Here is a 17,723-nt window from a genome sequence, read left to right as displayed (position 1 = left end):
GTAAAAACGCAGTCGAGCATGGCTCGACGCTACAGAACCGGTGCCAGCGGGACCTCGAAACTCCGCTTCAAGGTGCCCAGTGCCACCGAGGTACGGAAGCGCTCGATGTTGTCATCGCCACCGAACAAGCGCTCGGTGATCGCCTCGTACTCCTCCATCGACGCCGCCGAAGGCAACAGCAGGAAATCGCCATCGCCGGTGATCGAGTAGCACTGCTGCACGGCCGGGTCGTCCTGTACGCGGCGCTTGAACGGCGCCACCCGCTCGCGCTGCTCGCTGACCACGCGCACCTCGACGATGATGGTCAGCGGCCGCCCGACCTTGGCGGCGGCGACCACCGCTACATTGGCCGCGATCACGCCGCTTTCCTGCAGGCGCTTGATGCGGCGCTGCACGGCCGGGGTGGACAGGTGCACGGCCTCGGCGATTTCGCGCTGCGGCAGGGTGTTGTCCCGCTGCAGCAGGTCGAGGATGGCGCAGTCGAAACTGTCGAGCACGGGGGCGATGGCCATGGCGAGCAGAAGTTGCACGAACGGGCCGTCAATTGAGCCAAGTGCTCGGCGCCGGCGCAATAGACTTTGCGCATGCAGACTTCACGATTCGCGCCGATGTTGCCGGCGCTGGCGGTGCTCGGCTCGGTCACCTCGCTGGCCATCGGCACCTCCTACGCAAAACACCTGTTCCCGCTGATCGGTGCCCAGGGCACCAGCGCGCTGCGCGTGGGCTTTTCGGCGCTGTTGCTGCTGCTGTTCTGGCGGCCATGGCGCTGGAAGACCAGCCGCGTGGATGCGATCACCATCCTGCGCTACGGGCTCACCCTGGGCCTGATGAACCTGCTGTTCTACATGGCCCTGCGCACGATTCCCTTCGGCATCGCGGTGGCCATCGAGTTCACCGGGCCGCTGACGGTGGCGATGCTGTCATCACGACGACCGATCGACTTCCTGTGGGTAGGCTGCGCGGCGGTGGGGCTGCTGTTGCTGTTGCCGATCGGTGGCGGCCCGGCGCTGGATCCGGCCGGCGTGCTGTATGCCATGGGTGCGGCGGCGTGCTGGGGCCTGTACATCGTGTTCGGCAAGCGTGCCGGCCATCTGCACGCCGGGCATTCGGTGTCGCTGGGGCTGCTGGCGGCGTCGCTGGTGGTGGTGCCGGTGGGCGTGGTGCATGCCGGCGCCGCACTGCTCGATCCGAAGATCCTGGCCGCTGGCCTGCTGGTGGCGTTGGTGTCCAGCGCGATTCCGATGTCGCTGGAGATGATGGCGCTCAAGCGCCTGCCCAAGGAGACCTTCGGCATCCTGATCAGCATGGAGCCGGCAGTAGCCGCGCTGTGGGCGATGCTGCTGCTGCACGAGCACCTGCACGGGCTGCAGTGGCTGGCGATCGGCTGCACGGTGCTGGCCTCGGTGGGCAGCACGATGACCGCGCGGCGGCTGAAGGTGCCGGTGGTGCAGGCGGGGTAGCGCCGGGCCATGCCCGGCGGAGAGCGTGCCAACCAAGGTTGGCACCCACCAGGAGCGGTCAGCGCAGGGCGTCGGCCGGGACGTCGATCTGCATCGCCAGGGCGAGGTGATCGGAGAACGCGGCCGGTACGGCTTCCACGGTACGGGTCTGCAGGCCGCTGCTGACCAGGATGTGGTCGATGGCGCGATCGGGGCGCCAGCTGGGGAAGGTCGGCACGATGCAGCCGGGGGGCTGCAGCCGGGTCTTCTGGTACAGCACCTGCATTTCCGGGCGTTCGGCCAGGCAGTTGAAGTCGCCCATCAGCACCGCATTGGGATGGTCGGACAGCAGCTCGGCAATGAAGCCCAGCTGCGACATCCGCGAACCCGCGCCCAGCGACAGATGGGCTACCGCTACCGCCAGGCCATCGGCGCCGTCGCCGAACTTGGCCAGCAGCACGCCGCGCCCGCCGATGCGGCCGGGCAGGGCGTGATCCTGCACTTCCACCGGTTCCAGCTTGCTCAGCAGGCCGTTGGCGCTGGAGGCGACCCCGCCCATGCGCCGGTTCGGCTGGTGGCTCCAGTAGTTGAAGCCGGCACGCTGGGCCAGGTAGTGGGTCTGGTTGGTGAAGCCCGAGCGCAGGCTGCCCGGGTCGGCCTCCTGCAGGCCGACGATGTCATGTTCGCGCGCCAGGGTGGCGATCGCGTCCAGGCTGCTGCGCTTGCGGCCCGCCGGCAGCGCATGTGACCAGCTGCGGGTCACATAGTCGCTGTAGCGGCGGGTACTTGAGCCGGCCTGGATGTTGGCCGTCAGCAAGCGCAGGGTCCGTGTACGGGGGGAATTCACGGCCGGGAAACGCTTCTCTTGGATCAGTGAGCCTGGGCCGCACCGCGTTCGCGGGCGATCAGGTGGTCGGCAATGCGCAGCATGTCCGGGAAGCTCTTGCCCTTCACCAGGTACTTGCCGTTGACGATGATCGACGGGGTGCCGCTGATCTGGCTGCGCTGGGCGAACTGCTTGGCCGAGTTGGTCTTGGCATTCACCGCGAAGCTGCCCATGGTGGCGGCGAACTGCTTGGGATCCACGCCGTAGGCACCGTAGAACTTGGCGATGTCGTCAACCGAATCGGTGCCGCGCTCGCCCTTCAGGGTCTTCTGCGAATGGATGGCAGCGTACAGGGCTTCGTGGGTCTTCTCCTGCACGCCCAGGGTCTGCGCGGCGTAGAAGGCACGGGCGTAGTTGTCCCAGGTACCGCCGAACATGGCCGGCACGTAGACGAAGTTCACGTCGCTCGGCAGGCCGGCCTTCCACGGGCCGACCAGCGGCTGGAACGCGGCGCAGGCCGGGCAGACATAGCCGAAGATCTCGGTCACTTCGATCTTGCCGGCGGCCGGCTGGAACGGCTGGCCGTTCGGGATCACCTGGTAGTCGGCGCCTTCCACCGGGGCCGGGCCGGTCAGTGCGGTGGTGGTCGGGGCCGGTGCAGCGGCCGGGGCGGCTTCAGCCGCGGCCTTCTCGCCTTCGGCAGCGGCCGGGGCGGCGCCTTCGGTACCCGCGGCCGGAGCGGCCGGTTCGGTGGTCGCCGGAGCTGCAGCCGGTTCGGCCGGGGCCGCGGTGGTGTTGGTGCTGCCGTCGTCGGCCTTGCAGGCCGCCAGGATCGGCAGCAGCGCTGCGAGGGCGAGGGCGTAACGGATCTTCATGGAAACGTCTCCAGCATCTGGAAAGGTGGGGCCGGCGTCATGCGCCGGCCAGGGGGAAATGATGACACGCGGCGGCGACAGCGCCGTGTCGGTGGTGGGTGTTGGTTCAGCGGCCGCGGGCGGCGCGGGCCTGGGTGATCAGCGCCGAGGCGATGCGCAGCTGGTCGTCGAAGCTGTCGCCACGGACCAGGTACTGGCCGTTGATGATCAGCGCCGGGGTCCCGGGGATCTTGGTGCGCTGGGCGAACGCGCGGGCGGCATCGACCTTCTTCTGTACGGCATCGCCGCGCAGGGCCTGCAGGTAACGGTCCGGGGTCACGCCGTAGGCCTTGTAGAAGGTGGCGAGCTCATCGGCCGAGACGTTCTGCATCGGCAGCGAGCCGTCCTGGTGCAGTGCCTTGAACACGGCGGCATGGCTGCGCTTGGCCACGCCGACTTCGTCGGCGGCGTAGTAGGCCAGTGCCCAGGCATCCCAGGCGCCGCCGAAGGCTGCCGGTACCGGAGTGAAGCGCACATCGGCCGGCAGCTTGGCTGCCCAGGCTTCCAGCTGCGGTTCGAAACGGGCGCAGTGCGGGCAGGTGTAGCCGAAGACCTCGACCACCTCGATCTTGCCGGCCAGCGGCTGGAACGGGCCCGGCTGGGCGATGCGCTCGTAGTCCTTGCCTTCGACCAGCGGGGCATTGGCGGGGGTGGCGGCGCAGGCTACCAGCGGCAGCAGCACCAGCAAAGACAACAGCAGGCGGGAAATCAACCTCATCGACACGCATCTCCGTTGAAAAAAGCAACGCCGGCGCGGTCGCCGGCGTGAAGGAAACATACCGCAGCCGCGGGCCGGCGTGGCGACCCGGGCCGACCAGTGGTGGTCAGGGGGCGGCAGCCGGTTGTGCCGGCGCGGTGGCAACGGCCACGTCGTCGGCCTTGTTGTGCAGGCCCTGCAGGTAGCTCGACAGCGCCTGCACCTCCTGCTCGCTCAGCTTCTGCGCAACCGCAGCCATGATCTGGAAGTGCGCCTTGTCGGTCTCGTTGGTCTGGCCGGCCTGGTATTCCTGCAGGCGGCGCGCGACATAGCTGGCATGCTGGCCACCGATGTGCGGATAGGCCGGCCCCGGATTGCCGGCGCCACTGGGGCCGTGGCAGGCCATGCAGGCCGGCAGGCCACGCTTGGCATCGCCGCCACGGTACAGCTGCTGGCCGATCTCGTAGAACTTCATGCCCTTGTAGGGGCCGTCGGTGACCGCCGTGTCATCGGCGATGCCGGCAGTGGCCTTCTGCGTGGCGAAGAACGCGCCGATGTCGCGCATGTCCTGCGGGGTGAGGTTCTGCACGAACGGCACCATCGCCACCGCCGCGCCGGAGCTGCGCTGCCCATTGGCGATCAGGGCCATCTGCTGGGCCACGTAGCGTTCGCTCTGGCCGGCGATGGACGGGTACATCTCCACCGTGGAATTGCCGTCGGCGCCATGGCAGGCCGCGCAGGCCGAGGCCTTGGTCTGGCCGGCCTTGGCATCGCCCCAGTGGGTCTTGCTGAAATCGACCTCCAGCGAGGCGGTGTTGATCGGCCCGTTGTCGGGCAGCGGGGTCAACGTGGTCTGCGCGAACGCAGCGGCGGCAACGACTACGGCAGTGGCAAGGGCGGATACGGCAAGAACGCGAGCGTGGCGCATGCTAAAGCTCCGTATGGACCGGGCCGGGCGGCAGCCACGGCATCGTCCGGATTATCAACGCCGTTTCCGCGCACGGTCAACGCAGCAGTGCAGCATTTTCCCGGCGGAGGGCCCGCGGCCGGGCGCGCGGTGCCACAACATGCGATCCTATGCACATGTCATTGCTCATCGAACGCGCTCAATACCACCTCTCTGCCCACAACATGGGGCAGCTGCCGCCCGATGAGGGGGCCGAAGTGGCCTTTGCGGGCCGCTCCAACGCCGGCAAGTCCAGTGCTCTCAACGCATTGACCCGGCAGAACAGCCTGGCCCGTGTCTCCAAGACCCCCGGCCGCACCCAGCAGCTGGTGTTCTTCCAGGTGACCCCGGAAGCCCATCTGGTCGATCTGCCCGGTTACGGCTACGCCAAGGTGCCGCTGGACCTGCAGGCGCACTGGCAGGCCTTCATCGACCGCTACTTCCGCACCCGCAATGCGCTGAGGGGCCTGGTGGTGGTGATGGATATCCGCCACCCGCTGAAGGACTACGACCGGCAGATGCTGGCCTATGCCGTGCAGCGTGGCCTGCCGGCGCATGCGTTGCTGACCAAGGCCGACAAGCTGAGCCGCAGCCAGCAGATGCAGACCCTGCAGAAGGTGCGCAAGGAACTGCACTCCTCCTTCGGTGATACGGTCAGCGTGCAGGTGTTCTCTGGCGCGGCCCGCACCGGTGTGGACGAAGCCCGCGGCATCATCGGTGGTTGGTTGGGGCTGGAATAAGGCATTTCCGGTCGCCCGGCTGGCAGCCGGGCGCTACCGGATCGGGTGGGTGCCGACCTTGGTCGGCACACCCTCACAACGGCGAATACTCCGCCGGCACCCACGCATAGGCCTTGCCCTCGCCACGCACATGGCCCAGACCGGGGAACGGCAGGTGCGCACCGGCCACCCACCAACCGTTGGCGGTGGCCTGCTGCAGCAGGCCGCGACGGCTGGCGATGGCCGCCTTGCGGTCCGAATCGGCCTCGAAGGCCGCCTCCGGGTGCGCGAACTGCACCGCATGGAAGTGCAGCACATCACCCCACACCAGTAGCGACTGGCCCTGGCTGTCGAACCGGTAGGAGACATGGCCGGGCGTATGGCCATGGGTGTCCATCGCCACCGCGCCACCGGGCAGGGCATCGCCGGGACTGAAGGTGCGCAGGTGGCCGCTGGCCTGATAGGGCGCTACCGCGTTGCGCGCCAGCGGGAAGGCAAAGCGCACGCCCTTCGGCGCGGTGGCCTCGCTGGCCGGGTTGAGCCAGTAGTCGGCATCGGCCTTGGACAGCCACACCGTGGCATTCGGGTAGGCCGGCTTGCCCTGCGCGTCGAGCACGCCGCACAGATGGTCCGGATGGGCGTGGGTCAGCAGCACCTCATCCACCTCGGCCGGGTCCACGCCGGAGGCGCGCAGGTTGCCCAGCACCTGGCCCAGGCCGGGGCCGAAGCACTGCGCGGTACCGGTATCGACCAGGGTCAGGTGGTTGCCCTGGCGCACCAGGAAAGCGTTGATCGCGGTCTGCAGGCCCTTCTTGTCTTCGGGCACGTAACGGCCTTCCAGCAGGCGGCTGACCAGCGTCGGCGGCACGTCCACGACTTCCTGCCGGCCCAGCGCGACCACGCCATCGAACAGGGCGGTGACCTGCAGCGCACCGACGCGCTGGTGGTAGACGCCTGGGACCTGCTGGGTGGGGGCAGGCGACGTGGTTTCGGCCAGCGCGGCCAGTGGCAGGGATGACAGGGCCAACAGCAGGGCGCGGTGCAGCGGCAGGGGACGCAGGGTCATGGTGGTTCTCGGTGGACGATGGGTGGTTCCGTTGCCGCATAGCGTGCCGTGGCCGACGTGTGTGCGGCGCTCAAACCACTACGCGGAATGCTCAGGGAAGGGGTGTTGTCTGCAGGGCTGCGCCCTGCACCCGCAGAGGCAACAGCAACGGCTGAAGCAACAGCAACGGCTGAAGCAACAGCAACAGCCGAGGCAACAGCAACAGCGGGCTATCCGTGGGATGGCGGGGTGGGTCCGGTTGCGGGGGCCGCTGCAAGTACGTCCATGTAAGCTCGGTCGCCGCATCCATGCGGCTCACGCCCCCGCAACCGGACCCACCCCGCCTTCGACAGTTTTCTGCGATCTGTCGGAACGGCAAACTGCTCTGGTGGGTGTCGACCTTGGTCGACACAGTAGATCCACGCCATGCGTGGATGGATCATTCGATATCTGACAGATGTGTCGACCAAGGTCGACACCTACCAACAGCACACGGAATCTGTCAGAGGCGGGGTGGTGTGGGTGGGCAGGACCGTTGGCGCCATGGATGGCGCCATCGAGCCCCCATGGATGGGTTTACGGCGTGTCCTGCCCACCCACACCGCCCCGCCATCCCTCGGATAGCCGCTGTTGCTGTTGCTTCGGACGTTGCTGTTGCCTCTGCGGGTGCAGGGCGCAGCCCTGCCGAACCCCTTCAAATGTCTGTGGGAGCCAGCCCGTACTGCTCGGCGAAGCGCTTGCTGAAACTCGCCGCAGACCGGTAGCCCGCGCGTGCTGCGACGGTCTTCAATGGCAGGTCCGTGGTGTAGAGCAGCTGCATGCCATGCGCCAGCCGGGCCTCGGTAAGCAGCTGGCGCAGGCTGGTGTCCTCGGCGGCGAGACGACGACGCAGGGTCGCACCGCTCAGCGCGAACTGTTCTTCCACATCACGCGATTGCCAGTCGCGTGCCGGTTCGGCGGCGATGCGGTCGCGGATCTGTTCGCCCAGGCTCGGCGCCTGCGGCAGCAGCAGGTTGCCGTGGCCCTGCCGGCACAGGGTCAGCACCAGCGAGGCCAGGGCCAATCGTGCCTCGCTGTAACGGCCGTCCTGCAGCGATTGCCGCCACTGGCGCAGCACCGGGCCATGGTCGATCAACGGCAGACGTGCCATCGCCTGGCCAGGGGCGGGAAGTTCCTCGCTCCACAGTGTGCGTGCGGCCGCCAGCACTTCGGCACACAGCGGCACGATGGCACTGAGGTAGCGGCCGGTCCCCGGGTCGGGGCTGTTGACCACGTCGATACGGCAGCGCTGTGTCAGCAGCAGGATGTCGCCAGGGATGAATTCCAGCGACTGGTGCGCGGTACGCACCTGCTTGCGGCCTTCCAGCAGGATCGCGAACTGCGGTTGCGGAATCTCCACCGAGCTGGCGCCATGCTCGCGACGGGCGGTGATGCAGGCATAGCCTTCGGCGCGCTCACAGCCCGCCAGACTGGCCATCTCGGCCAGCAGTGCGGTGGCCGGGGGCAGCATGGCGGTCATGTCACGTGTGCGCCGAGCAGGCGACCGACGCCGGCGGCCGCGGCCATCGCCAACGCGCCCCAGAACATCACCCGGATCGCGCCGCGTACCGGCGGTGCGCCACCGGCCTGGGCCGCCATCGCGCCGGTCAGGCACAGGCCGAGCAGGGTGCTGGCGGTGGTCATCAGTGCGACCTTGTCGACCGGCGCCAGCAGGGCGGTCAGCACTGGCAGCGCCGCACCGCAGGTGAACGCACCGGCCGAGGCCAGCGCTGCCTGCAGCGGGCGCGCGCGCAGGGTATCGGTGATGCCCAGTTCGTCGCGGGCGTGGGCACCCAGCGCATCGTGGGCGGTGAGCTGTTCGGCCACCTGCCGCGCCAGCGCAGGCTCCAGGCCGCGGTGGCGGTAGATCGCGGCCAGCTCCTCCAGTTCGCTGTGCGGATCGTCGCGCAGCTCGCGCTTTTCCATTGCCAGGTCGGCCTCTTCGGTGTCGGCCTGGGTCTGCACCGACACATATTCGCCCGCCGCCATCGACATCGCGCCGGCCACGGTACCTGCCACGCCGGTGGCCAGGATGGTCGCAGCCGAGGCGCCGCTGGCGGCCACGCCGACCACCAGGCCAGCCACCGAGACGATGCCATCGTTGGCGCCCAGCACGGCGGCTCGCAGCCAGCCGACGCGCTCGGAGCGATGCAGTTCGGGGTGTCGTGAATGGCGGCTCATGGCTCTGAGTGTACGAGGGTCAAGAGGGCGTCGGTAGGATGCTGAAACCCGTCACCGTCGCATGACGCAACGGGGTGCCACGCTATAGTGCGCCCTTGCGATGGAAGGCCGCGAGCCCCACATCCCCCGCCACCGTCCAGCGAGCCTTTCCCTTGTCGAGCCCCAGCCACGTCGCCGATACCCCCATTACCGACCGCTCGCAGCTGGTGGAGGTGATCGCCTCCGGCGAGAAGCCCCGCGCGCAGTGGCGCATCGGCACCGAGCACGAGAAGTTCGGGTTCCGCCTGGATGACCTGCGCCCGCCGACCTTTGAAGGCGAGCGCGGCATCGAAGCGCTGCTCAACGGCCTGGTCCGCTTCGGCTGGGAGCCGGTGCAGGAGAACGGCAACACGATCGCCCTGCTGCGCGATGGTGCCTCGGTCACGCTGGAACCTGCCGGTCAGTTGGAACTGTCCGGCGCGGCGCTGGAGACCATCCACCAGACCTGCGTGGAGACCGGCACCCATCTCAACGAAGTGGCACAGGTGGCCGGTGAGCTGCAGCTCGGCTTCCTCGGCATGGGCTTCCAGCCGAAGTGGAAGCGCGATGAAATGCCGTGGATGCCAAAGGGCCGCTACAAGATCATGCGCGCCTACATGCCCAAGGTCGGCTCGCTGGGCCTGGACATGATGACCCGCACCTGCACGGTGCAGGTGAACCTGGATTACGCGACCGAAGCGGACATGGTGAAGAAGTTCCGCGTGTCGCTGGCGCTGCAGCCGATCGCCACCGCGCTGTTCGCCGATTCGCCGTTCACCGAAGGCAAGCCCAACGGCTACCTGAGCTACCGCTCGCACATCTGGACCGACACCGACGCTGACCGCACCGGCATGCTCGACTTCGTGTTCGAGGATGGCTTCGGTTACGAGCGCTATGTCGATTACCTGCTCGACGTGCCGATGTATTTCTCCTACCGCGATGGCATCTACCACGACGCCAGCGGGCAGAGCTTCCGCGATTTCATGCTGGCCAGGCTGCCGGTGCTGCCGGGCGCGCTGCCGACGCTGCGCGACTGGTCGGACCACATGACCACCGCGTTCCCGGAAGTGCGCCTGAAGAAGTACCTGGAAATGCGCGGCGCCGATGGTGGTCCGTGGAGCCGCCTGTGTGCGCTGCCGGCATTCTGGGTCGGCCTGCTGTACGACGACGCTGCGCTGGACGCTGCGTGGGACCTGGTGCGTGACTTCACCCTGGCCGAGCGCCATGCACTGCGCGACGGCGTGCCGAAGCATGCGATGAACCTGCCGTTCCGCACTGGCAGCGTGCGCGACCTGGCCCGTGAAGCGGTGAAGATTTCCGTCGAAGGCCTCAAGCGCCGCGCGGCGCGCAATGCCGACGGCCAGGACGAGAGCAAGTTCCTGGACGTGCTGCAGGAGATCGTCGAGTCCGGCCTGACCCCGGCCGAACGCAAGCTGGCGCTGTTCCATGGCCGCTGGCACGGCGACGTTGATCCGGTGTTCCGCGAATTCGCGTATTGATTCGATTGCGGTAGCGCCGGGCCATGCCCGGCGTCGATGTCAGCCCGGCTTGCCGTCGCGCCGTGGGCACAGGTAGATCCAGCCCACCCGCGCCACCCACGGTGCCAAGGCCAGCAACCAGCCGATGGCTGCGGCGAAATGCCACGCATAGGCGTCGGGCATCAGTTCGGCAGCGATGCGCATGATCGCCACCGCCTGCAGCGCGACGAACGCAAACCAGGCCACTGCCGGCATCACCAGCGGTCGGCCGGAATGGCCCTGGGTGACACGGGTCACCATCGCCACCAGCAGGCTGCCGAACAGGCCCACGGCGAGGGCATGCAGCGGCGCGCGGCCGAGCAGTTGCGGATGGCCCAGCATCTGGCCGATGTCCTGCAGCAGATACAACGCGAAGCTGATCGGCAGCCACGCCAGTGCCAGGAACAGGGCCGCGAGCAGGCCCGGCATCGGCCCGCGTGGCCACCAGTGCCATAGCGCCTGCAGCGACAACATCAGCAGCGGCGCATCGGCCAGCCACAGCAGGTGGTCGACCTGCAACGCGCTCAACAGCAGGCGCAGCATCAGCAGCGCCCACATCGCAGCCAACCAGCGCAGCGGGCGCCACGCCACATAGCCATCCACCACGTTGTTGGCGAAGAACGGGATCATCCGGTGCGCGACGGTGAGGTAGACCGGCAGCAGCAGGCCGAAGGTGCCGAGTGCCACCGTGACTGGCATCAGCGTGGCGTGGCCGCGCCCCACCGCCATGAACAGCAGCAGCCCCAGCCAGCCCAGCAGCAGTGCGGCATAGCAGGCGCGCGCATGCCAGTTGCGGTTGGGACCGGCGGCCTTGAGCACGCGTCCCAGCACGATCAGTCCGGCGCTCCAGCCGGCCAGTGCCAGCAGCAGGCCGGGCCACAGCCCGGGTGTCCACCCGCAGGCGGCGGCAATCAGCAACGCCTGCCCACCAAACAGGCCGATGCCGACCGGCGCATAACGGCTGCGTGGCAGCTCCGGCTGTGCCATCCAGCGCGGGAACACGGTGAGCAGGAAGCCGAAGATGAAACTGGGCAGTACCAGGTACTGCATCAGCAGCGCGTGCAGCCAGGCCGGAGGCAGCGGCGGTGGCTGCGGCGTCCACAACCCGCGCAATGCGCCCAGCCACAACGCCCACCACAGCATTGCCAGCAGCAGGTTGCTGGCGCCGATGAAGAACAGCAGCCGGTGCGGCGCGCGCATCAGCATCGCAGGGGAGGGCAGGCGGGCCATGCAGCGAGTCTGCGCCCGGCTGGTGGCCGGGTCCTTGATCTTCGTCATGCCCAAGGAGGGAGGCAACCGCTTCGCTCGCTGGGCATGGCCCGGCGCTACCCGTCATCTTTCCGGTAGCGCCGGGCCATGCCCGGCCGACGGGCCGTGCAACGCAAACAAGAAACCCCGGCAGTGCCGGGGTTCTTCGTTCACAGTCGCCGATCGATCAGGCGGCGTTCTTCATCGTCGCCATGTCGATCACGAAGCGGTAGCGCACATCGTTCTTCGCCATGCGCTCCCAGGCTTCGTTGACGTTCTTGATGTCGATCATCTCGACATCGCTGACGATGCCGTGCTCGGCGCAGAAATCCATCATTTCCTGGGTTTCGGCCATGCCGCCGATCGCCGAGCCGGTCAGGTGCTTGCGGCCGAAGATCACGCTGCCGCCGGTCAGCGGCGGATCCAGTTCGGTCAGCACGCCGACCAGGCACATGGTGGCCTCGCGCTTGAGCAGGACCATGTACGGGTTGGTGTCATGGCCAACCGGAATGGTGTTCAGCAGGAAGTCGAAGCTGCCGGCGTGCGCCTTCATCTGCGCGGCATCGCGCGAGACCAGCACTTCATCGGCGCCCAGGCGCTTGGCATCGGCACCCTTTTCCGGCGTGGTGGTGATCATCACCACGTGCGCGCCGAGGGCCTTGGCGAACTTCACGCCCATGTGGCCGAGGCCACCGAGGCCGATCACGCCGACCTTCTGGCCCGGGCCGACCTTCCAGTGGCGCAGCGGCGACCAGGTGGTGATGCCGGCGCACAGCAGCGGGGCGGCGGCCTTCAGGTCCAGCGTTTCGGACACCTTCACCACGAAGCGCTGTTCGACCACTACGTGGTCGGAATAGCCGCCGTAGGTCGGCGCGCCGCTTTCGCGTTCACGGCCGTTGTAGGTCCAGGTCGCGCCTTCGGCGCAGTACTGCTCCAGGTCGTGCTCGCAGGCGTCGCAGTGGCGGCATGAGTCGACCATGCAGCCCACGCCGGCGTGGTCGCCCACCTTGAAGCGGGTGACGTTGCTGCCGACCTCGGTGACGCGGCCAATGATCTCGTGGCCCGGCACCATCGGGTAGATCGAGCCACCCCAGTCGTCGCGGGCCTGGTGCAGGTCCGAATGGCAGATGCCGCTGTAGAGGATCTCGATGCGCACATCGTCCGGGCCGACCGCGCGGCGTTCGAACTCGTAGGGGATCAGCGGGTCGGTATGTGAATGGGCGGCGTAACCACGGGCGAGGGACATGGGGAATCCTTGGCAGGGTTTGTCGAAAGGCGCTTTACAATACGCCCCGTACCCAGCGGCAGAAAGCCCGGATATCGGCATGATTCATCAAGTGAAACTGCACAATCATGGCCACTGACAATCTCTCCCACCTGGCCGCGTTCGCCGCAGTCGCCCGCCACCGCAGCTTCCGCCGTGCCGGCGCCGAGCTGGCGCTGTCGACCTCGGCGGTGAGCTATGCGATCCGCGCGCTGGAAGAACGGTTGGGGGTGGGCCTGTTTCATCGCACCACCCGCAGCGTGGCCCTGACCGAGGCCGGGCAGCGCCTGCTGGAGCGCCTGCAGCCGGCCTTGGGGCAGGTGCACGATGCGTTGGAGGAGATGAACCAGTTCCGTGCTGTCCCGGCTGGCCTGCTGCGCATCAACGCCACCCGTGCTGCGGTGGCGACACAGCTGGGACCACGGCTGGCGCGCTTCCTGCACGCCCATCCCGACGTGCGGGTGGAGCTGACCGAGAACGACGGCCTGGTCGACATCGTCGCCGAGGGCTACGACGCCGGCGTGCGCCTGCACGAGTTCGTACCCGAGGACATGGTGGCAGTGCCGATGGGGCCACCACTGCGCGGGCTGATTGTCGGATCGCCGGACTACCTGCGGCGGCATCCCGCGCCACAGCATCCGCGCGATCTCGCTGCACACGAATGCATCCGCTTCCGCTTCGCCAGCGGGCATCTGTACAAGTGGCAGTTCGAGCGCGGTGGGCAGGCGCTGGAGATCGACGTGCCCGGACGGCTGACGCTGGGCGAGCAGGGCACCGTGGTCGGCGCGGTACTCGATGGCATCGGCCTGGCCTACGTGCTGGAAGACACCGCGCGGCCCTACATCGAATCAGGGCAGATGGTGGCGGTGCTGGAAGACTGGAGCGAACCGTTCGCCGGCTTCGCGCTGTACTACCCGAAGCAGCGGCAGATGCCCGGTGCGCTGCGTGCGTTCGTGGATATGCTGCGCGAGTGAATCGCGGTGGATGGCGCAGTGCCGTCCAATGACCGGCTCCAACGAGAGCTTTCCGGGTAGATCCACGCCATGCGTGGATGGCGTTCACCCGCTAGAGTGAGTCTTCTCAACAAAAGGACGTCATTGAGCATGCTCGCCGATCTCGAACAGGCTTCCGGCCAGACCTTCCCGCCGTTGTTCCGCCAGCTGGTGGAAGGCAACCGTTTCAGCTGGGGCGAGCAGGGCCCGAACTGGTACCGCACGGTGTTCCCGCAGGTGCAGCCGCAGCCGCCGGTACTACTGTATGCCAACGACTATGAACCGATCGAGCCGAGCGAACTGCGCGCAGCGTGGGAAGATCTGACTGCCGAAGATCATTACAACCCGCTGCGCGATGACCTGAAACTGCTGCCGTTCGCGCGCACCGGCGCGGGTGATCATTACTGTTTCTGGACCAATGCACCGGGTTCCAGCGAGTCGCCGGTGCTGCTGGTCTGGCATGACGATGATCGCGCCGATCTGCTGGCCGCGAACTTCCAGGACTTCCTGTTCCGCAAGATGGCCGAAGCGGTGGTGGAGCTGGAGGAAGAGGATTCGCTGCTTTCGGAGGGCGATATCGGAACCAATCTGCAGGCTTGGCTCGGTACCCATCGTGGCTGGTTGCGAGGGGACCAGGTAGCGGCGCTGGAGGCGTTGTATGCACGCGTGGATGACATCACTGCGGGTGAGATCAGTGACGAGGACGTGCAGCCGCTGTTGCAGCTGATCGCGTTCGATGGTATCGACAGCGAAATGCCCTACGTGCGGGCGTGACCTGATCCGAAGCGCTGCCGGTAGAACCTCGCCATGCGTGGATGCGGTCTGCTACAGCACCTGCAGTACGGGTGCCAACAATTCCAGGCAATCACGCAGATGCACCTCTACCGGCGCATCCTCGGCCACCACACCGATCACGCGTTCGCGCAGCGGCTCGGCCACGGCCATCGCCAGGATCAGCCGCGCCATGCACGCGGCATCTCCCTCGCGCAGCAGCCCGCGCTGCTGCTGACGCGCCAGCCAGTCGGCCAGCAGCGCACGGCCGCGTTCGATGCCATTGTCCAGATAGGCCTGCAGCAGCGCGTCCTTGCCGGGAAAGTCGGTGGCCAGCAGGCGGAATACCTGCACTGCCTGCGCCGACAGTGCCTGCGCGCACACCGCGTGCAGGATGGCCTGCAGCAACGGCATCACCTCGTCGGCGTCGTGCGCATCGCGCTGCAACTGCGGCGCGAAGCCGTCGGTCCACTCGCGCACGGCCAACCCGACCAGTTCCTCGCGGTTGCTGGCGTGGCGGTACACGGTCTTCTTCGCTACCCCGGCGTGCGCCGCCACCGCTTCGATGGTGGTGGCCTCGTAACCCTGTGCCAGCAGCAGCTCCAGCGTGGCCTGCAGCACCGCGTAGCGGACTTCGGCTTCCGGCCGTGCAGGGCGGCCGCGGCGGCGGATTGGTGAGGGTGGCTCGGGCAGGGTGGTGCTGTTCATTGCGCCCATCTTACCGCATTCGGATAATTGCGAAACGAAGAGCGTTTCCGTATTGTCAGATCTCCCGACATGCAGGAGACCCCGATGGATACCGCTGTGAACGCCCGCGCCTGGCTGGACCACCACGATCTGCTCGACCCCGCACCGATGCGCTTGGAAACCGGCATCCAGCGCCGCGAAGATGGCACCCTGCTGGTGGCGGTGCGTACCGATCTGCACGGTTGCAAGGGCCGCATGCTGGACTGGTGGTTTACGTTCTTTGAGACCACACAGCACATCCGCTGGTGGCATCCGGTCGATCATGTCGAGCATCGCGGCTGGGACGCGGCCTGGCAGCGCGGACGCAGCTACCACGGTGCCAGCATCCACGCGGTGGAATCGCTGGCCGACATCCCGCCGGTGGCGGCGCGCCTGAAGTTCCATGACCCGCGCACGTTGCTGGTGCCAGAGCGCCTGCAGGCGGCACAGGATGCAGGCGATGTATCGGCAGTGATCGCCGCGCGCATCGGCTTTGGCGACCACGTACGCCTGGATGCAAACGGTGATCCCTGCGACGGGCAGATGCTGCACGTGGCGCGCGATACGCCGTTTGGCTGTGTGCTGCGCAGCCGCTTCGTGCTCGGCCTGGACAGCACCGATCCGCACTGCGATGCCGGCGATGCGGTCGGCCTGGGCCTGCTCAAGCACTGCTACACGGAGTTCAGTTTCCTCTCGCGCCTGCTGCCGTCGCTGTACTACGGTGAGCGCGCCAACGGTGAAGCAGTGCCGTTGCCGTGGTGAACGGCGCGCCGGTCATTCGACCAGCGCGTTGTAGCCTTCGCCGCTGAACTGGATCAGGCAGAAGCCATGCCCGAACGGATCGGCCAGCACGGCGATGCGCCCCCAGCGGCGCTCGCGCACGGACTGCTCAAGCGTCGCCCCGGCCGCAACCGCACGGACCAGTGCGGCTTCGATGTCATCCACCACCCAGTCCAGGTGCAGCGGCGTCCAATGGCGCTCGTAGTCGCGCACGTCGCCATCCTCGGTGGCTGCGCTGCCGGCCTCGTTCTGCAGCAGGTACAGCGGCGTTGGCCCACCGAGCAGCTCCACGGCGCCCGGGCCTAGACGGCGCCCGATGCGCAGGCCGAAGACTCGGATGTAGAAGTCCTCGGCAGCGGCAAGATCGGGGACATCGAGGTTGACGATGAACGATGCGGTGGGCGTATCCATGGCCAGATCCGGTGGATGCGGGTGGGCAGTGTACGCCCGCATCCACGCATCGCGTGGCTCTACTGCGCGCGCGGGTAATCGAGGTAGCCGGCCTCGCCGCCACCGTAATAGGTATTGCGGTCGGGCGTGGCCAGCGCGACGTTGTGCTGCAGGCGTTCGACCAGATCCGGGTTGGCGATGAACGGCTGGCCGAATGCGGCCAGGTCGATGGTGCCGGTCTCGACCAGCTGCAGGGCGCGCTCGCGGGTCATGCCACCGGCCAGGATCACGTTGCCACCGTAGGCTTGCTTGAACTGCTGCAGGAACGCCTCGCCCAGCACCGACTGCCCCGCCTGCAGGTTGTCGTTGAGGTGCACATAGGCCAGCCCGCGCTTGCCCAGTTCCTCGGCCAGGTACAGATAGGTGGCTTCGTTGTCGGGGTAGAACGGCATGTCGAAGGTGAGGTTGTTCGGTGCCAGGCGCACGCCGATGCGGTGGGCGCCGATGCGCTGGGCCATCGCATCCACCGTCTCCAGGATCAATCGCGCGCGGTTCGGCAGCGAGCCGCCGTAGCGGTCGTCGCGCTCGTTGATGAGCGGGTTGAGGAACTGCTCGAACAGGTAGCCGTTGGCGGCATGCAACTCGATGCCATCGAAGCCGGCAGCGATGGCGTTGTCGGCGCCGCGTGCGAAGGCGGCAATGATGCCGGGGATCTCTTCGGTGGCCAGCGCACGTGCCGGGGTGGGATCGGCATGGCCGCGGCTGCCGTCGTCCAGATAGACGAACGAGGTGTTCTTCGGTGCGCTGGCCACCGGGCGGGTACCGGCGCTGACCGGTTGTCCGCCCTCAGGCTGCAGCGAGGAATGCGACATGCGGCCGACGTGCCAGAGCTGGGCGAAGATCGTGCCCTGCGCGGCATGCACCGCCTCGGTGACGAGCTTCCACCCGGCCACCTGCTCGGCCGACCAGATACCCGGCACGTCGATGTAGCCCTGGCCCTGCGGCGAGACCGGCGTGCCTTCGCTGATGATCAGGCCGGCGCTGGCACGCTGCCGGTAGTACTGCGCGGTGAGCTCATTGGCGACCGAGCCGGGGTTGCGGGCACGGGTCATCGGCGCCATCGCGATGCGGTTGCGCAGGGCGATGCCTGTCAGGTCGAACGGGCGGAAGAGGGCGGTGGTCATGTCGGTCATCTCGGTGCGGGGGAGAGG

General features: G+C 67.6%; 19 protein-coding genes. 6 read left to right on the top strand and 13 right to left on the bottom strand.

Annotated elements, in window-relative coordinates; genetic code table 11:
* Window positions 1–29 precede the first annotated feature (29 nt).
* Window positions 30–512, bottom strand: coding sequence for an Lrp/AsnC family transcriptional regulator (locus ACZK3J_RS19285; protein WP_478476183.1), 483 nt, complete (start codon window positions 510–512; stop codon window positions 30–32).
* Between the two features lie 72 nt (window positions 513–584).
* On the opposite strand from ACZK3J_RS19285, the gene ACZK3J_RS19280 reads away from it, so the two are divergent.
* Complete coding sequence (locus ACZK3J_RS19280) at window positions 585–1,460, top strand: EamA family transporter (protein WP_012512098.1); 876 nt, start codon at window positions 585–587, stop codon at window positions 1,458–1,460.
* Between the two features lie 58 nt (window positions 1,461–1,518).
* Here ACZK3J_RS19280 and ACZK3J_RS19275 read toward each other — a convergent pair whose 3' ends face one another.
* The 4 genes from ACZK3J_RS19275 to ACZK3J_RS19260 all read right to left on the bottom strand — a co-directional run bounded on the left by ACZK3J_RS19275 (window position 1,519) and on the right by ACZK3J_RS19260 (window position 4,804).
* Window positions 1,519–2,256, bottom strand: coding sequence for an endonuclease/exonuclease/phosphatase family protein (locus ACZK3J_RS19275; RefSeq protein WP_005419292.1), 738 nt, complete (start codon window positions 2,254–2,256; stop codon window positions 1,519–1,521).
* Between the two features lie 53 nt (window positions 2,257–2,309).
* Window positions 2,310–3,140, bottom strand: a complete 831-nt coding sequence (locus ACZK3J_RS19270) for a thiol:disulfide interchange protein DsbA/DsbL (protein ID WP_049400467.1) — start codon at window positions 3,138–3,140, stop codon at window positions 2,310–2,312.
* A 106-nt stretch (window positions 3,141–3,246) separates the two neighbouring features.
* Window positions 3,247–3,897, bottom strand: a complete 651-nt coding sequence (locus ACZK3J_RS19265; RefSeq protein WP_478476182.1) for a thiol:disulfide interchange protein DsbA/DsbL — start codon at window positions 3,895–3,897, stop codon at window positions 3,247–3,249.
* Between the two features lie 106 nt (window positions 3,898–4,003).
* Entirely contained in the window at window positions 4,004–4,804 is an 801-nt protein-coding gene (locus tag ACZK3J_RS19260; RefSeq protein WP_032128969.1) for a c-type cytochrome, read from the bottom strand.
* A 155-nt stretch (window positions 4,805–4,959) separates the two neighbouring features.
* On the opposite strand from ACZK3J_RS19260, the gene yihA reads away from it, so the two are divergent.
* Window positions 4,960–5,562, top strand: a complete 603-nt coding sequence (gene yihA, locus ACZK3J_RS19255) for a ribosome biogenesis GTP-binding protein YihA/YsxC (RefSeq protein WP_041864681.1) — start codon at window positions 4,960–4,962, stop codon at window positions 5,560–5,562.
* A gap of 73 nt (window positions 5,563–5,635) precedes the next feature.
* Here yihA and ACZK3J_RS19250 read toward each other — a convergent pair whose 3' ends face one another.
* From ACZK3J_RS19250 to ACZK3J_RS19240, 3 genes are all read right to left on the bottom strand, one after another.
* On the bottom strand, window positions 5,636–6,607 hold the full coding sequence (locus ACZK3J_RS19250) for an MBL fold metallo-hydrolase (RefSeq protein WP_049461259.1): 972 nt from the start codon (window positions 6,605–6,607) through the stop codon (window positions 5,636–5,638).
* Between the two features lie 673 nt (window positions 6,608–7,280).
* Entirely contained in the window at window positions 7,281–8,105 is an 825-nt protein-coding gene (locus ACZK3J_RS19245; RefSeq protein ID WP_134951702.1) for a helix-turn-helix transcriptional regulator, read from the bottom strand.
* Entirely contained in the window at window positions 8,102–8,806 is a 705-nt protein-coding gene (locus ACZK3J_RS19240; RefSeq protein WP_149908663.1) for a VIT1/CCC1 transporter family protein, read from the bottom strand. Before ACZK3J_RS19240 ends, ACZK3J_RS19245 begins: the two co-directional genes overlap by 4 nt.
* Window positions 8,807–8,958: 152 nt before the next feature.
* Between ACZK3J_RS19240 and ACZK3J_RS19235 the strand changes: the two genes are divergently transcribed.
* Window positions 8,959–10,323, top strand: coding sequence for a glutamate--cysteine ligase (locus ACZK3J_RS19235; protein ID WP_149908662.1), 1,365 nt, complete (start codon window positions 8,959–8,961; stop codon window positions 10,321–10,323).
* A gap of 39 nt (window positions 10,324–10,362) precedes the next feature.
* On the opposite strand, the gene ACZK3J_RS19230 is transcribed toward ACZK3J_RS19235, so the two are convergent.
* Window positions 10,363–11,619 (bottom strand): NnrS family protein, encoded by a 1,257-nt coding sequence (locus tag ACZK3J_RS19230; RefSeq protein WP_478476181.1) that lies wholly within the window; start codon window positions 11,617–11,619, stop codon window positions 10,363–10,365.
* Window positions 11,620–11,776: 157 nt separating this feature from the next.
* Entirely contained in the window at window positions 11,777–12,835 is a 1,059-nt protein-coding gene (locus ACZK3J_RS19225) for an NAD(P)-dependent alcohol dehydrogenase (RefSeq protein WP_071229530.1), read from the bottom strand.
* A gap of 107 nt (window positions 12,836–12,942) precedes the next feature.
* On the opposite strand from ACZK3J_RS19225, the gene ACZK3J_RS19220 reads away from it, so the two are divergent.
* A complete protein-coding gene (locus ACZK3J_RS19220; RefSeq protein ID WP_149908660.1) occupies window positions 12,943–13,827 on the top strand; it encodes a LysR family transcriptional regulator in 885 nt (294 codons plus the stop codon).
* Between the two features lie 129 nt (window positions 13,828–13,956).
* On the top strand, window positions 13,957–14,619 hold the full coding sequence (locus ACZK3J_RS19215) for an SMI1/KNR4 family protein (protein ID WP_478476180.1): 663 nt from the start codon (window positions 13,957–13,959) through the stop codon (window positions 14,617–14,619).
* A gap of 51 nt (window positions 14,620–14,670) precedes the next feature.
* Here the strand turns inward: ACZK3J_RS19215 and ACZK3J_RS19210 are convergent, their stop codons facing one another.
* Window positions 14,671–15,333 (bottom strand): TetR/AcrR family transcriptional regulator, encoded by a 663-nt coding sequence (locus ACZK3J_RS19210; protein ID WP_478476179.1) that lies wholly within the window; start codon window positions 15,331–15,333, stop codon window positions 14,671–14,673.
* Window positions 15,334–15,408: 75 nt separating this feature from the next.
* Between ACZK3J_RS19210 and ACZK3J_RS19205 the strand changes: the two genes are divergently transcribed.
* Window positions 15,409–16,104: a DAPG hydrolase family protein gene (locus ACZK3J_RS19205; protein WP_049421839.1), complete on the top strand. Its 696-nt coding sequence runs from the start codon at window positions 15,409–15,411 to the stop codon at window positions 16,102–16,104.
* 12 nt (window positions 16,105–16,116) lie between these two features.
* Here the strand turns inward: ACZK3J_RS19205 and ACZK3J_RS19200 are convergent, their stop codons facing one another.
* Both ACZK3J_RS19200 and ACZK3J_RS19195 read right to left on the bottom strand, forming a co-directional pair.
* Entirely contained in the window at window positions 16,117–16,533 is a 417-nt protein-coding gene (locus tag ACZK3J_RS19200) for a VOC family protein (RefSeq protein ID WP_121504394.1), read from the bottom strand.
* Between the two features lie 59 nt (window positions 16,534–16,592).
* Complete coding sequence (locus ACZK3J_RS19195) at window positions 16,593–17,696, bottom strand: alkene reductase (RefSeq protein WP_478476178.1); 1,104 nt, start codon at window positions 17,694–17,696, stop codon at window positions 16,593–16,595.
* Between the last annotated feature and the right edge of the window lie 27 nt (window positions 17,697–17,723).

The sequence above is a fragment of the Stenotrophomonas sp. 86428_Sma genome (assembly GCF_056481585.1).
This window is presented reverse-complemented; position numbering and strand designations above follow the sequence as displayed.